The 12985-nt window shown below is 64.5% G+C and carries 15 protein-coding genes; 12 read left to right on the forward strand and 3 right to left on the reverse strand.

The features are described 5' to 3' along the window. The first annotated feature begins 4 nt into the window (after nt 1-4). The 12 genes from NKI01_RS26925 to NKI01_RS26980 all read left to right on the forward strand — a co-directional run bounded on the left by NKI01_RS26925 (nt 5) and on the right by NKI01_RS26980 (nt 10305). Nucleotides 5-451 (forward strand): ribbon-helix-helix domain-containing protein, encoded by a 447-nt coding sequence (locus NKI01_RS26925; protein ID WP_352965252.1) that lies wholly within the window; start codon nt 5-7, stop codon nt 449-451. A 169-nt stretch (nt 452-620) separates the two neighbouring features. After that, complete coding sequence (trbB, locus tag NKI01_RS26930) at nt 621-1604, forward strand: P-type conjugative transfer ATPase TrbB (RefSeq protein ID WP_352965253.1); 984 nt, start codon at nt 621-623, stop codon at nt 1602-1604. Next, nucleotides 1601-1933 (forward strand): TrbC/VirB2 family type IV secretion system protein, encoded by a 333-nt coding sequence (locus tag NKI01_RS26935; protein ID WP_352965254.1) that lies wholly within the window; start codon nt 1601-1603, stop codon nt 1931-1933. The genes trbB and NKI01_RS26935 overlap by 4 nt, the downstream gene beginning before the upstream one ends. Beyond that, a complete protein-coding gene (locus tag NKI01_RS26940) occupies nt 1933-2214 on the forward strand; it encodes a VirB3 family type IV secretion system protein (RefSeq protein WP_352965255.1) in 282 nt (93 codons plus the stop codon). The genes NKI01_RS26935 and NKI01_RS26940 overlap by 1 nt, the downstream gene beginning before the upstream one ends. A gap of 22 nt (nt 2215-2236) precedes the next feature. Further along, complete coding sequence (gene trbE / locus NKI01_RS26945; RefSeq protein ID WP_352965257.1) at nt 2237-4693, forward strand: conjugal transfer protein TrbE; 2457 nt, start codon at nt 2237-2239, stop codon at nt 4691-4693. Then, the gene (trbJ, locus tag NKI01_RS26950) at nt 4690-5451 is read left to right on the forward strand and encodes a P-type conjugative transfer protein TrbJ (protein WP_352965258.1); all 762 of its coding nucleotides are present in this window, start codon (nt 4690-4692) and stop codon (nt 5449-5451) included. The genes trbE and trbJ overlap by 4 nt, the downstream gene beginning before the upstream one ends. Nucleotides 5452-5461: 10 nt before the next feature. Then, nucleotides 5462-5746: a putative entry exclusion protein TrbK-alt gene (gene trbK-alt / locus NKI01_RS26955; protein WP_352965259.1), complete on the forward strand. Its 285-nt coding sequence runs from the start codon at nt 5462-5464 to the stop codon at nt 5744-5746. A gap of 4 nt (nt 5747-5750) precedes the next feature. After that, nucleotides 5751-7109, forward strand: coding sequence for a P-type conjugative transfer protein TrbL (gene trbL / locus NKI01_RS26960; protein ID WP_352965260.1), 1359 nt, complete (start codon nt 5751-5753; stop codon nt 7107-7109). After that, nucleotides 7109-7792, forward strand: coding sequence for a conjugal transfer protein TrbF (gene trbF, locus NKI01_RS26965; RefSeq protein WP_352965261.1), 684 nt, complete (start codon nt 7109-7111; stop codon nt 7790-7792). Before trbL ends, trbF begins: the two co-directional genes overlap by 1 nt. Further along, nucleotides 7789-8880 carry a P-type conjugative transfer protein TrbG gene (gene trbG / locus NKI01_RS26970; RefSeq protein WP_352965262.1) on the forward strand — a complete coding sequence of 364 codons (1092 nt, stop codon included), beginning with the start codon at nt 7789-7791 and terminating at the stop codon, nt 8878-8880. Before trbF ends, trbG begins: the two co-directional genes overlap by 4 nt. Beyond that, the gene (locus tag NKI01_RS26975) at nt 8877-10079 is read left to right on the forward strand and encodes a TraB/TrbI/VirB10 family type IV secretion system protein (protein WP_352965263.1); all 1203 of its coding nucleotides are present in this window, start codon (nt 8877-8879) and stop codon (nt 10077-10079) included. The genes trbG and NKI01_RS26975 overlap by 4 nt, the downstream gene beginning before the upstream one ends. Nucleotide 10080: 1 nt before the next feature. Then, on the forward strand, nt 10081-10305 hold the full coding sequence (locus NKI01_RS26980; RefSeq protein WP_352965264.1) for a DUF2274 domain-containing protein: 225 nt from the start codon (nt 10081-10083) through the stop codon (nt 10303-10305). Here the strand turns inward: NKI01_RS26980 and NKI01_RS26985 are convergent. From NKI01_RS26985 to NKI01_RS26995, 3 genes are all read right to left on the reverse strand, one after another. Next, nucleotides 10253-11233, reverse strand: a complete 981-nt coding sequence (locus NKI01_RS26985; RefSeq protein WP_352965265.1) for a LysR family transcriptional regulator — start codon at nt 11231-11233, stop codon at nt 10253-10255. The two genes, NKI01_RS26980 and NKI01_RS26985, sit on opposite strands and share 53 nt — an antisense overlap. After that, nucleotides 11230-11868, reverse strand: a complete 639-nt coding sequence (locus tag NKI01_RS26990) for an acyl-homoserine-lactone synthase (RefSeq protein WP_352965266.1) — start codon at nt 11866-11868, stop codon at nt 11230-11232. The genes NKI01_RS26985 and NKI01_RS26990 overlap by 4 nt, the downstream gene beginning before the upstream one ends. Nucleotides 11869-12079: 211 nt before the next feature. Next, on the reverse strand, nt 12080-12802 hold the full coding sequence (locus tag NKI01_RS26995) for a LuxR family transcriptional regulator (protein WP_352965267.1): 723 nt from the start codon (nt 12800-12802) through the stop codon (nt 12080-12082). Nucleotides 12803-12985 lie beyond the last annotated feature (183 nt).

Here is a 12985-nt window from a genome sequence, read left to right on the forward strand (position 1 = left end):
GATCGTGCGCGACCGGATGAACGTCTATTTTCCGCCCGCAATGCTGAAGCAGATAGCCGAGCTTGCCGATCGCAAGAAACTCTCCCGCTCGGCGATCGTAGAAGCAGCGGTCGCCTCATTCCTGTCGCCGGACGGCGCCGACCGGCGAGAGGCAGCTTTCACACGCCGCCTCGACCGGCTCTCGCGACAGGTTCAGCGCATGGAGCGAGATCTTGGTGTTACCGCGGAAACGCTGGCGCTTTTCGTCCGCTTCTGGCTCACCGTCACGCCACCCCTGCCGAACGACGCGCAGGCGGCAGCCCAGATCAAGGGCCGCGAGCGGTTCGAAGGGTTTATTGAAGCGTTGGGCCGGCGCCTGCAGAAGGGGCAGAGCTTTCTTCGGGAAATTCCCGACTACATCGGCAGCGTCACGTCGACCGAAGATCCCGACGAGTCGGCCAATAAGGGCTGAATAGTCGTCGCGAAGCGGATGCCAAGTATTCGGACGTCCCGCCGTTTCCCTGTCTCTATACGCTGCGCTACGACGCCGCATTGTTGTTGTTGCCAGACACTAATTCCTGCCCCTTCTGATCATCCCCGAGCCAGGGCCGCTTTTGCGGTTCGTTGGCAAAGGGGACGATATGGCGGCTTTTCACCAGCAATCCGAGGCAATACTTCGAGGCGCGCGCATGCTGCGCACAGCCCTTGGCCCGGCAATAGCCGGTTTTCTGGAAGACCCAGAAATAGTCGAGGTGATGCTCAACCCCGACGGCCGGCTCTGGATCGACCGTCTCTCTCACGGGCTCGCCGACACGGGCGAGCGGCTGTCGTTCGCCGATGCCGAGCGTATCGTGCGCCTCGTTGCCCACCACGTCGGCGCCGAGGTCCACTCCGGTTGTCCGCGCGTCTCGGCCGAGCTGCCTGAAACCGGGGAGCGCTTCGAGGGTCTTTTGCCGCCGGTCGTCGCGGCCCCAGCCTTCGCGATCCGCAAGCCCGCTGTCGCGGTCTTCACGCTGGGCGACTATGTCGCCGCGGGCATCATGACGGCCAACCAGGCCGAGGTGCTGCGCGCGGCCGTCGCGGCCCGCAAGAACATCCTCGTCGCTGGCGGCACCTCGACCGGCAAGACCACGCTCACCAACGCGCTGTTGGCCGAGGTCGCCAAGACCTCTGATCGCGTCGTGCTGATCGAGGATACGCGCGAGCTACAATGCGCCGCGCCCAACCTCGTCGCACTGCGCACCAAGGACGGCGTCGCCTCGCTTTCCGATCTGGTGCGCTCGTCGCTTCGCCTGCGGCCCGACCGCATTCCCATCGGTGAGGTCCGCGGCGCCGAGGCGCTGGATCTCTTGAAGGCGTGGGGCACCGGACATCCCGGCGGCATCGGCACGATTCACGCGGGAACGGCCCTCGGCGCGCTCCGCCGGATGGATCAACTCATCCAGGAAGCCGTCGTCACCGTACCGCGTGCGCTCATCGCCGAGACCATAGATCTGGTGGCCGTGCTTTCGGGTCGCGGGGCGCATCGCCGCATTGCCGAACTCGCCCGTGTCGAGGGTCTGGGCCCGACCGGCGACTACGCCACCACCCCTGCAACGATCGAGCCCCAAGGAGACCGTCCATGATCCGCCATGCCCTTAGCATCCGCCGTCACATCGCGACCGCGGCGTTTGCCACCTACGCCACTTTTGTACTGGCGCCTCGCGCCCACGCTGCCGGTTCCTCCATGCCTTGGGAGGCGCCGCTCCAATCGATCCTCGAATCCATCGAAGGCCCGGTCGCCAAGATCGTCGCGGTGATCATCATCATCGTCACCGGACTGACGCTGGCCTTCGGCGACACCTCAGGCGGCTTCCGCAGGCTGATCCAGATCGTTTTCGGGCTGAGCATCGCCTTCGCGGCCAGTTCCTTCTTCCTGTCGTTCTTCTCCTTCGGCGGCGGGGCGCTCGTCTGATGGCCAGCTTCCTCGGCACTGGCAGCGACGTTCCGGGCTTCACCGCTCCCGTTCACCGCTCGCTGACCGACCACATCCTGCTCGGCGGTGCGCCCCGCGCTATCGCCATCCTGAACGGGACGCTTGCCGCGGCGCTCGGCCTCGGTCTGCGGCTCTGGCTGGTCGGCCTGTTGCTCTGGGCCGTCGGCCATTTCGCGGCCGTCTGGGCGGCCAAGCGCGACCCGATGTTCGTCGACGTGGTGCGCCGGCATCTGCGTATCCCCGGCCACTTGAACGTCTGAGGCAAGGATCAGGAAACCGGCCATGATGAACCTTGCCGAATATCGCCGCGCGTCTTCCCACCTGGCCGACTTCCTGCCTTGGGCGGCGCTCGTCGGCGAAGGCGTTGTCCTCAACAAGGACGGCTCCTTCCAGAGGACCGCGCGCTTTCGCGGGCCGGATCTTGAATCGTCGGTGCCGGCCGAACTCGTCGCGGTCGCCGGACGCCTCAACAATGCCTTTCGCCGGCTCGGCTCCGGTTGGGCGATCTTTGTCGAAGCCGCGCGGTTGCCGGCACAGCGCTATCCCGAGAGCCGGTTTCCCGACGCGGCATCCGCCCTGATCGACGCCGAACGCAAAGCCGACTTCGAGGAAGAAGGCGCACATTACGAGTCCAGCTATTACCTGACCTTCCTCTATCTACCGCCGGGCGAGGATGCCGCGCGCGCTGAGAGTTGGCTCTACGAGGGCAAGGTGCAAGGCGGCGTCGACGCCCGCGCGATCCTGCGCGGCTTCGTCGATCGCACCGACCGGGTGCTTCAGCTCGTCGAAGGCTTCATGCCCCAAAGCGCTTGGCTCGATGACGCCGACACGCTGAACTACCTGCATTCGACGGTCTCGACGAAGCGCCACCGCGTGCGCGTGCCCGAGATCCCGATGTATCTCGACGCGCTGCTGGCGGACCAGCCGCTGACCGGCGGCCTCGAGCCGCGACTCGGCAAGGCGCACCTGCGCATCCTCACCGTCGTCGGTTTCCCGAGCTCAACGACACCCGGCATCCTCGACGAGTTGAACCGGCTCGCCTTTCCGTATCGCTGGTCGACGCGGGCAATCATGCTCGACAAGACGGATGCCACGAAGCTGCTCACTAGGATTCGCCGGCAGTGGTTCGCCAAGCGCAAGTCGATCGCCGCGATCCTCAAGGAGGTGATGACCAACGAGGCGTCGACGCTTGTCGATAGCGATGCGGCGAACAAGGCGGCGGATGCCGATCTCGCGCTTCAGGAGTTGGGTTCCGATCTGATCGGGCAAGCCTATGTCACGGCGACCGTCACCGTCTGGGACGCGGATCCACGCGTCGCCGATGAGAAGCTCCGTTTCGTCGAGAAAGTCATTCAGGGTCGCGACTTCACCGCGATGGCCGAGACGATCAACGCGGTCGACGCCTGGCTCGGCAGTTTGCCTGGCCAAGTCTACGCCAACGTCCGGCAACCGCCGATCTCCACCCTCAATCTCGCCCACATGATCCCGCTCTCGGCGGTGTGGGCGGGGCCGGAACGGGACGAGCATTTTGCAGCGCCCCCCCTGCTCTTCGGCAGGACCGAAGGCTCGACCCCGTTCCGGTTTTCCCTTCATGTCGGGGATGTCGGCCATACCCTCGTCGTCGGCCCAACCGGCGCCGGCAAGTCGGTGCTGCTGGCGCTGATGGCCTTGCAGTTCCGTCGCTACGAACGTGCTCAGGTCTTCGCCTTCGACTTCGGCGGCTCGATCCGCGCGGCCGCGCTCGCCATGGGCGGCGACTGGCATGACCTCGGCGGCGACCTGACCGACGGCGACGCGGCGTCCGTCTCGCTCCAGCCGCTCGCGCGTATCCATCACATACCCGAGCGCGCCTGGGCCGCCGATTGGATCGTTGCGATCCTGCTGCGCGAGAGCGTCGCCATCACGCCAGAGGTGAAGGAACATCTCTGGTCGGCGCTGACCTCGCTCGCGTCGGCCCCGGTCGCCGAACGCACGCTGACCGGCCTCTCTGTGCTGTTGCAATCATCGGCCCTGAAGCAGGCCCTTCGATCCTATTGCGTCGGCGGACCTTACGGCCGTCTCCTCGACGCCGAGACGGAGCGACTCGGCGCGGCTTCGGTACAGGCCTTCGAGACCGAAGGGCTGATCGGCACGGGCGCGGCGGCGGCAGTGCTCTCCTATCTGTTCCACCGCATCGAGGACCGCCTCGACGGTCGGCCGACGCTGCTGATCGTCGATGAAGGCTGGCTCGCCCTCGACGACGAGGGATTTGCTGGCCAGCTCCGCGAATGGCTGAAGACGCTGCGCAAGAAGAACGCCAGCGTCGTCTTCGCCACGCAGTCACTCTCCGACATCGACCGTAGCGCGATTGCGCCCGCCATCATCGAGAGCTGCCAGACGCGCCTGCTGTTGCCGAACGAGCGGGCGATCGAGCCGCAGATCACGGCGATCTATCGGCGATTCGGGTTGAACGACCGCCAGATCGAGATCCTCGCGAGGGCCACCCCGAAGCGCGACTACTACTGCCAGAGCCGCCTAGGCAACCGGCTTTTCGAGCTGGGGCTCGGCGAGGTTTCGCTCGCCTTCACCGCCACCTCGTCCAAAACCGACCAGGCCGCGATCGAACGCGTCCTCGCCGAGCACGGCCGTGAGAGCTTCGCGCCGGCCTGGCTCCGGGCCCGCGGCGTTGCGTGGGCCGCCGACCTCATCCCCAATCTGACGAACCTCAGTCCCGAACCCCAGCAGGAGGCCCAACCATGACTATCCGTTCCCGTTCGCTTGCCGCCCGCATCGTCGCGGCCCTCGCGACAGCACCTATCTCGCTGTCGCCGATGATCACGACATCGGCGCATGCCTTCATCGTTTTCGATCCGACGAACTATGGGCAGAACGTCCTTCAGGCCGCCCGCGCCCTGGAGCAGATCACCAACCAGATCACCTCGCTCCAGAACGAGGCGCAGATGCTGATCAACCAGGCCCGCAACCTTGCGAGCCTGCCTTACTCATCGCTCCAGCAGCTTCAACAGTCGGTCCAGCGTACTCAGCAACTTCTGACACAGGCGCAGAACATCGCTTTTGACGTCCAGCAGATCGATCAGGCGTTCCAGACGACCTACGGCAACGCCTCGCTCTCGGCATCCGACCAGCAGTTGATCGCTGGCGCCCGCGAGCGTTGGCAGAACACCGTCGGCGCCCTCCAGGACGCCATGCGCGTCCAAGCCGGCGTTGTCGGCAACATCGAAACCAATCGAACCCAGATGTATGCCCTTATCGGGCAGAGCCAGGGTGCCACCGGAGCGCTGCAGGCGGCGCAGGCTGGCAACCAGCTTCTCGGCCTTCAGGCGCAACAGCTCGCCGACCTGACCGCCGTGGTCGCTGCGAACGGCCGGGCGCAGGCGCTTCAATCGGCCGAGCAGGCCGCGTCCGCCGAACAGGGCCGCGAGCAGCGCCGCCGCTTCCTGACGCCTGGCGCCGGATATCAGCCGGGCAACGCCCGCATGTTCCAGAACGGCAACTGAGGGCAGTACCATGGACGGAAAGATGCTCGCGCGGCTCGGCGCGGTCGGATTCGTCGGGATCGTCATCGCGGCGACGGCGATCGAACTGAGCGGGCAAGAGGATGGCTCTGCAACCCCCTCGATCGGCGCATCGGAGGCCGTCGGTGCCGATCCGTTGCGCGGCGATCTGATCCGGTGTCAGGAGCTTGGCGAAGCGGGCATCCGCGATCCGAAATGCCTGCGCGCCTGGGCCGAGAACCGCCACCGCTTCCTCGCGCCCGCGCCGCCGGCGATCGATCGGCCGGAGGCTCGATAGCATCATGGGCGGCAGCGGCGTCATCGATCATTTTCTCGAAGTCTTCACCCGCTACATCGATTCCGGCTTCGGCCTGCTCGGTGGCGAGGTCGCCTTCATTGCCACCACGCTGATCGTGATCGATGTGACGCTGGCGGCGCTGTTCTGGTCCTGGGGCGCCGACGACGACATCATCGCGCGCCTGGTCAAGAAGACGCTCTTCATCGGCGTGTTCGCCTACATCATCGGCAACTGGAACAATCTTGCCCGTATCGTCTTCGAGAGCTTCGCCGGCCTCGGCCTCAAGGCCTCAGGAACTGGCTTTTCGACCGCGGATCTTCTGCGCCCCGGCAAGGTCGCCCAGACAGGTTTGGACGCCGGCCGCCCGATGCTCGACTCCATTTCCGGCTTGATGGGCTACTGGTCGTTTTTCGAGAACTTCATCCAGATCGCCTGCATGTTCCTCGCTTGGGCGCTAGTGCTCTTCGCCTTCTTCATTCTCGCGGTCCAGCTCGTCGTCACCTTGATTGAATTCAAGCTCACCACTCTGGCAGGCTTCGTGCTGATCCCCTTCGGCCTCTTCGGGAAATCCGCCTTCATGGCCGAGCGGGTGCTCGGCAACGTCGTCTCCTCCGGCATCAAGGTGCTGGTGCTCGCCGTCATCATCGGCATCGGCTCGACGCTCTTTTCCGAATTCACCGCCGGCTTCGGCGGCGCAACGCCCACCATCGACGACGCCATGGCGATCGTGCTTGCCGCGCTCGCACTGCTCGGCCTTGGCATCTTTGGTCCCGGCATCGCCAATGGCCTCGTCTCCGGCGGACCACAGCTCGGCGCCGGCGCCGCTGTCGGCACAGGTCTCGCCGCCAGCGGAATCGTGATGGCTGGCGGGGCCTTTGGCGCGGCCGCCGGCGGCGTCAACGCTGTGTCAGGTGGTGCCGCGGCCGCTGCGCGTGGCGGCGCGACGCTCGCCGGCGGAGCCACGACTTCCTACAGCCTTGCGTCTGCGGGCCAGACGGGGGCAGCCGGCGCTGCCTCGGGCCTCGGCGGCGTCGCCCGTGCCGGTGCCAGTGCCGCCACATCGCCGCTCCGGCGCGCGGGGTCCCGCACCGCCGACAGCGTGAGGCAGAGCTTTTCCAGCGGTGCAAAGGCCGCTTTTGAAGCCACTGGTGGCACATCGACAGAAGGCACGATCGGCAGCGTCGTCGAGGCCGCGAACGACCCTTCCTATTCGGCCGGTTCCTCGACGCCGCCCGCCTGGGCAAAGCGCATGAAGCGCTCCCAGACGGTCAGCCATGGAATCTCGGCCGTCAGCCACGCAGTCCGATCGGGCGACGCCCATGGCGGCGGCTCATCCATCAATCTCTCCGAAGGGGACCGCTGATGTTCAAACGACCATCCACCCACTACGGCAAGACACCCGAACCCGAGACGCCGTACCAAAAGGCCGCCCAGATCTGGGACGAGCGCATCGGCTCGGCGCGCGTCCAGGCGAAGAACTGGCGCTTGATGGCGTTTGCATCGCTGCTGCTTGCCGGTGGCTTCGCTGCGGCGCTGGTCTGGCAATCGGCGCGCGGGACGGTCGTGCCGTGGGTCGTGCAGGTCGACCGGCTCGGACAGGCACAAGCCGTCGAGCCGGCCATCGCCGACTATCGCCCGACCGATCCGCAGATCGCCTGGCACCTGGCCCGCTTTATCGAACAGGTCCGATCGATCCCCGCCGACGCGATCATCGTTCGGCAGAACTGGCTCAGGGCCTACGACTTCACGACCGATCGCGGCGCGCTGGCGCTCAACGACTACGCCCGCGCCAACGAACCCTTCTCCAAGGTCGGGAAGCAACAGATCGCCGTCGAGGTGTCCAGCGTCATACGCGCGTCACCGGATAGCTTCCGCGTCGCTTGGGTGGAGCGCCGCTACCAGGACGGCTCGCTCGCATCCACCGAGCGGTGGACTGCGATCCTCACGGTCGTGATCCAGCCGCCGCGCGACACCGAGCGGCTGCGCAAGAACCCTCTCGGCGTCTTCGTCAACGCCATCAACTGGTCGAAGGAGCTTGGCCAATGATCACTCATGTTCGGCCGGCTCCGGCGAAAGTCGGATTTCCTCATTTCCGTAAATCCGTCTTTCCGCTTGTGCTGCTCTCCGCAACGGCGCTTGGCGGTTGCGCCACCAAAAAGCCGCCGCAGATCTCCTACGACGATCCACAGCCCGCTGTGCTCGCGGCGGATCCGCCGGCGCCGGTCCAGGTGGTCGAACTTCCACGCCCCCTGCCCTTGCCGGGCCAGTTGAAGCCGGTCAAGGAAGCACGTCGAACACCGGAACCGGCCGAGCCCATCGCCCGGGTCAACCAGGCCAACGCCGCCGCGCGCATGCAGCCTGTGCGGGACGGGTTTATCAACGCGATGCAGGTCTATCCCTACACGCAGGGCGCGCTCTATCAGGTCTATACCGCCGTCGGACAGATCACCGACGTCACCCTGCAGCCCGGCGAGCAGCTCGTCGGCTCCGGTCCAGTCGCCGCCGGCGACACTGTGCGCTGGGTGATTGGCGATACCGAAAGCGGCTCAGGCGGAACGCGGCGGATCCACATCCTCGTGAAGCCGACCCGTGCGGACCTGACGACGAATCTCGTCATCAACACCGATCGCCGCACCTATCACATGGAGCTGCGCTCGACGACGGGGACCTACATGGCATCGGTTTCCTGGCAATATCCGCAGGACCAGCTCATCGCCTTGCGCCGACAGAACACGCGAGCCGAGGCCGCTCAGCCCGTCGCCACCGGAGTCGATCTCGCGTCGATCAACTTCCGCTATTCGATCGAAGGTGACCGCGCACCGTGGCGGCCACTGCGTGCCTTTGACGACGGCCGTCAGGTCTTTATCGAATTCCCGCGCGGCATCGGCCAAGGCGAAATGCCGCCACTTTTTATCGTCGGCCCAGAGGGCAAGACCTCCGAGCTCGTCAACTACCGCGTCCGCGGCAATCACATGATCGTCGACCGTCTGTTCGCCGCGGCCGAGCTCCGCTTCGGTAGCGGCCGTCAGCAGCAGCGCGTTCGCATCACACGCACCGACGGGGTGAGGAACGGGCCGTTTTCATGGACGCGAAACTTCAACGCCAGGAGCGACAGCGGAGGGCAAGCGCGGTGAGCGAGGACCGGGAGGAAGACAAACAGCCGCCGATCGAAACAGGAACGGCCAGCCTCTCCGCCATGCGGCTGCGTGGGGATGCGCCTCGAGTCACCCGCCTGTCCAGACGCGTGCTGGCCGGGCTAGGCTTGCTCGCCAGTCTCGGCGTTGGTGGCGCCTTCGTCTATGCGCTTCAGTCGGGCCATAGCGGCGCCGGTAACGAGGAACTGTATTCGACCGACAACCGCACCACTGTCGACGGTCTCGCCGGATTGCCAAGGGATTACTCCGGCATGCCGCGGCCCAGTGTTCCACAATTGGGTCCGCCGCTTCCAGGAGACCTTGGGCGTCCGATACTCAGCGCGCAGAACGGTGGTCAGCCCGTCGCAGGTGTCAGCGCCCAGGAACAACGCCGGCTCCAGGAAATCGATGCCGCGCGGACGAGCCAGCTTTTCGCCGGCACCGAGTCGCGGTCCGCACCGGCTACACCGGTGCCGGCCTCCGGAGAAACGCAAGCAACAGACCATCCGTCGCTCGCAGGCCTCGGCCTCGCGCCGGAGCCGGTGACGCCCTCGGCACAGGAACGGCGGGCCGCCTTCCTCAACGCCGCCGTCGATCGGCGCACGGTGAGCCCCGATCGTGTTGCAGCCCCGGCCTCGCCTTATGTCCTGCAGGCAGGTTCGATCATCTCGGCGGCCCTCATCACCGGTATCCGATCCGATCTACCCGGCCCGATCACCGCCCAGGTGACCGAGAATGTCTATGACAGTCCGACTGGACGGATCCTCGTTGTCCCGCAGGGCGCACGGCTGTTCGGTCAGTATGACAACGGCGTCGGCTTTGGGCAGCGTCGCGTGCTGCTGGTCTGGAACCGCATCATCATGCCGAACGGCAGGTCCATCGTGCTGGAGCGGCAGCCCGGCGCCGATGCCGAGGGCTATGCCGGCCTCGAGGACGGGGTAGATAATCACTGGGGCGAACTGTTCAAGGCGGCCGCGCTATCGACACTGCTCAGCATCGGCGCCGAGACCGGATCATCGAGTGGTGACAATGATATCGTTCGCGCGCTGCGTCAGGGGGCTTCCAACAGCGTCAGCCAGATCGGCCAGCAGGTCGTTGGTCGCCAACTCGATATCGCCCCGACCCTCACCATCCGGCCGGGCTTTCCCGTGCGCGTGATCGTCACCCACGATCTCGTCCTTGAGCCCTACGGAGGCTGACATGACGAACCTGAAACTTGGCGCCGTCCCTGACGACAAGCCGGTCAAGATCTCGATCGAACTGCCGGCCGCCGTGCATCGCGACCTCATCGTCTACGCCGAGGCTCTCGGCCGAGAGACGGGCCAGCCGGTTGGCGAGCCAGCCAGGCTGATCGTACCGATGATTGAGCGCTTCATGGCGACGGATAGGGCGTTCGCGAAGGCGCGGCGGGCCCGGCAACCCTAGAAGACGGCAAGGGATGGCGCTCTTCCAGAAACTTGAGGAAGTGCGGCAGCGCCGGGTTGTCGTTGTCGCTCTGCCAATAGGCTGCATAGCTGATCCGGCTCGAGCCGTTGCCGTCCTGCACAGCGCGATAAACGACGCCGGCGTAGCTGGCGCCGATGCCAGCCTCGCATATCAGGCTGACCCCGTGGCCCGCTCCCACCAGGCCCGTTATGCTTTCGCGGCTGACGTCCTGACTGACAATTTTGGGCTGGACGCCGGGCGAAGCGAGTTTCGCCAGCAAGGTGTCCCGGAGTTCCGGTCCGGGGTCGCGCTGGCTCAGCAAGAAAGTTTCGCCTCTAAGTTCGGTCCAATAGACGATCTCGTTCGCGGCCAGTGGATGGCTCTCCGGCAGTACGACCATGATGCGTTCACTCCACAAAGCCATTGCTCCCCCTTCGCGAGCGGCCGGCTCGCCGGTAACGACCGCGACGTCGAGCTGGCCATTCTTCAAGCTCGCGAAGAGATTCGCCCGCGCTGCCTCAACCATGCGGATTTCCACCTGCCGAAATCGTCGCGCGTGTTCCATCAGTATCGCGCGCAAGTTCCCCGCCGACAGCGAGGTGTAGAAGCCGACGGCCAGCCGGCCGGCCTCGCCCCGACCAGCTATCTTGGCTGACGCCACCATGTGCTCCAGCCCATCGACCAGATACCGGGAGGTGCGCAGGATATCGGTTCCGGCGGCTGTCAGCCGCACGCCGCTGCTCGAGCGCTCGAACACGGCGACACCCAGGCGATCCTCCATTTGGCGGATGCGACGACTTAGCGATGACTGCTTCACGCCAAGCGCCTCAGCCGCGCGACGGAAGCTACCGTATTGCGAGGCAGCAACTGCATAGCGAAGATGAAGCAGTTCGATGCCATTTTCTACTGGTGCCAGCGGTGTGATCATGCCGCCGCGAGTGGGATGGACCGTGTCGCCAAGACAGGCCCTTGGATCTGTCCGATCTTACGCACGCTCAGCAGCGCGGATTCAGAGATCGCCAACTGACCGGCTAACGCTTTTGTGTCGTCGATCTGCAGGGGCGGAGCGAAGCGCTCCAACGGCCATCCAGCGCGCCTCAAAATGCGCTCAAATCGAACGTCCGTTACGGTGACTACGGCCTCCTGATCCTTTGATAGTCCCCATTCAAGAATCCCCGCTAGCAGACTGAACGTCGCATCGCGAAGGCCAGTCGCAGCTACAGCGTCGGACGCTTCTGTGTCCACACAGAAGCGCGAACTTTCAAACATTCTTTCGCTTCTCGGAGCAGGATTTGATCCAAGCAGGCCTGGGAAGGTGTTCGCCAACATCGTTGGCCCCATGGTCGGCAGTAGCCTCGCGCAACCGACGACCGAGCCTTTGTCGCCAACGGCAAGGATATATGTCGGGTTGAGAGCGTCGTAAGCGTCGATCTCCATATCGCCTGAAACAGAAACATCCCAGTGCAAGCGATCGCGAAATACGCGATAGCGCAACCGGTGCATAGCGGGGATCAGATCAGGAAATTCAGTGTAGCCCGAATGAGTGACGGCAAATACGCGCATGGCAGCAAGTTCCTTTGTTTGCGAGAAACAAAGAGCACTTCGTGTTGAGCAGCGTAGCTGTAGGATTTTGCAGGGCGAATGACGCCAACGAAGCCGGTGGAGCCGATTGCACAACCGTTCCATTAGGGATGGCGTGCCATGGCGATTGACAATCACATCAGGACGCAGCCGCGCCGACGGTGACCTTGTGGAAAGGAAGAAGCGCGCTTCGTCAGTACGAGATTAGGCCGCGATAGGTAGCTTCGGCTACCGCTTGCGAAACCGTCAATGCGCCCAGCTTGGAACGGGCGTTCTCTATATGGAAGACCACCGTTCGTGTCGAAATGCCAAGAATTATGGCGGTTTCTGGCATTTTCTTGCCGCGTGCCGCCCAGTAAAGGCACTGACGCTCTCGTTGGGTGAGTGGCGCGTCGGCAAGGCGGGTCAGGCCCAGCTGGAGTTTCGCATAGACGTGAGCGTGATAGTAGAGCCCGGCAAGTTGCAGGGTATCCATAATTTCCGTCGGAGGGACCTCCAGACTTGTGTCTCTGTTGCCCGCGACCGTGAACGTGGCGAAGCGGCCGAAGCCTCCGCGTATCGGGACAGTTGCACCTCTGTGAATTCCGAATTTGGCGGCCTCAGCGAAAAAGCGCTGCTGAGATGCCGATGGCAATCGTAGAGTCCGACGATCCCACTGAAACAATCGTTGCGATGATCGAGCCAGCCGGATAACGGGGTCGATATCCTCGTACCGTCTCTGAATATACTGCTGTGCCCATGAACTTGGATAGGATGAGAGCACCTTCATCGACAGTTCCGAAAACCCAAGATAAGCAAACCATCGGTAACCCAGCCGCGCAGCAAAGCGATCAGCCGCAGCTTTGAATCCCACCTCGTCGTAAGCTGTTTCAAGCGCGTCTACGAAATCTCCGAAGCTAAGATCGAGAAGTGTCATCCAACTACCTGAGAATCTTGGGCCATCTCTGGCTATGGAGCCAGTCAGCCGCCGCGACTGACTGGCTCCAAGCGTGGCCTTGGGAGGACGCGCGAAGTCTTTGAATCGCTGCGAATCCCTTGGTAGGTGGATGCGCAGAGCTTGATATCTCCCGTGCCCCAAAAGCCGCTCAGCCGCGAAGAA

The sequence above is a fragment of the Mesorhizobium sp. M0815 genome, from assembly GCF_040319995.1.
Taxonomy (GTDB): Bacteria; Pseudomonadota; Alphaproteobacteria; order Rhizobiales; family Rhizobiaceae; genus Mesorhizobium.

Coding starts and splice junctions, on each gene's coding strand:
- NKI01_RS26995 (WP_352965267.1), bottom strand. CDS start 12,802: ATGACACTTCTCGATCTTAGCTTCGGAGATTTCGTAGACGCGCTTGAA.
- NKI01_RS26990 (WP_352965266.1), bottom strand. CDS start 11,868: ATGCGCGTATTTGCCGTCACTCATTCGGGCTACACTGAATTTCCTGAT.
- trbB (WP_352965253.1), top strand. CDS start 621: ATGGCGGCTTTTCACCAGCAATCCGAGGCAATACTTCGAGGCGCGCGC.
- trbK-alt (WP_352965259.1), top strand. CDS start 5,462: ATGGACGGAAAGATGCTCGCGCGGCTCGGCGCGGTCGGATTCGTCGGG.
- trbJ (WP_352965258.1), top strand. CDS start 4,690: ATGACTATCCGTTCCCGTTCGCTTGCCGCCCGCATCGTCGCGGCCCTC.
- trbE (WP_352965257.1), top strand. CDS start 2,237: ATGATGAACCTTGCCGAATATCGCCGCGCGTCTTCCCACCTGGCCGAC.
- NKI01_RS26985 (WP_352965265.1), bottom strand. CDS start 11,233: ATGATCACACCGCTGGCACCAGTAGAAAATGGCATCGAACTGCTTCAT.
- trbG (WP_352965262.1), top strand. CDS start 7,789: ATGATCACTCATGTTCGGCCGGCTCCGGCGAAAGTCGGATTTCCTCAT.
- NKI01_RS26940 (WP_352965255.1), top strand. CDS start 1,933: ATGGCCAGCTTCCTCGGCACTGGCAGCGACGTTCCGGGCTTCACCGCT.
- trbL (WP_352965260.1), top strand. CDS start 5,751: ATGGGCGGCAGCGGCGTCATCGATCATTTTCTCGAAGTCTTCACCCGC.
- NKI01_RS26935 (WP_352965254.1), top strand. CDS start 1,601: ATGATCCGCCATGCCCTTAGCATCCGCCGTCACATCGCGACCGCGGCG.
- trbF (WP_352965261.1), top strand. CDS start 7,109: ATGTTCAAACGACCATCCACCCACTACGGCAAGACACCCGAACCCGAG.
- NKI01_RS26980 (WP_352965264.1), top strand. CDS start 10,081: ATGACGAACCTGAAACTTGGCGCCGTCCCTGACGACAAGCCGGTCAAG.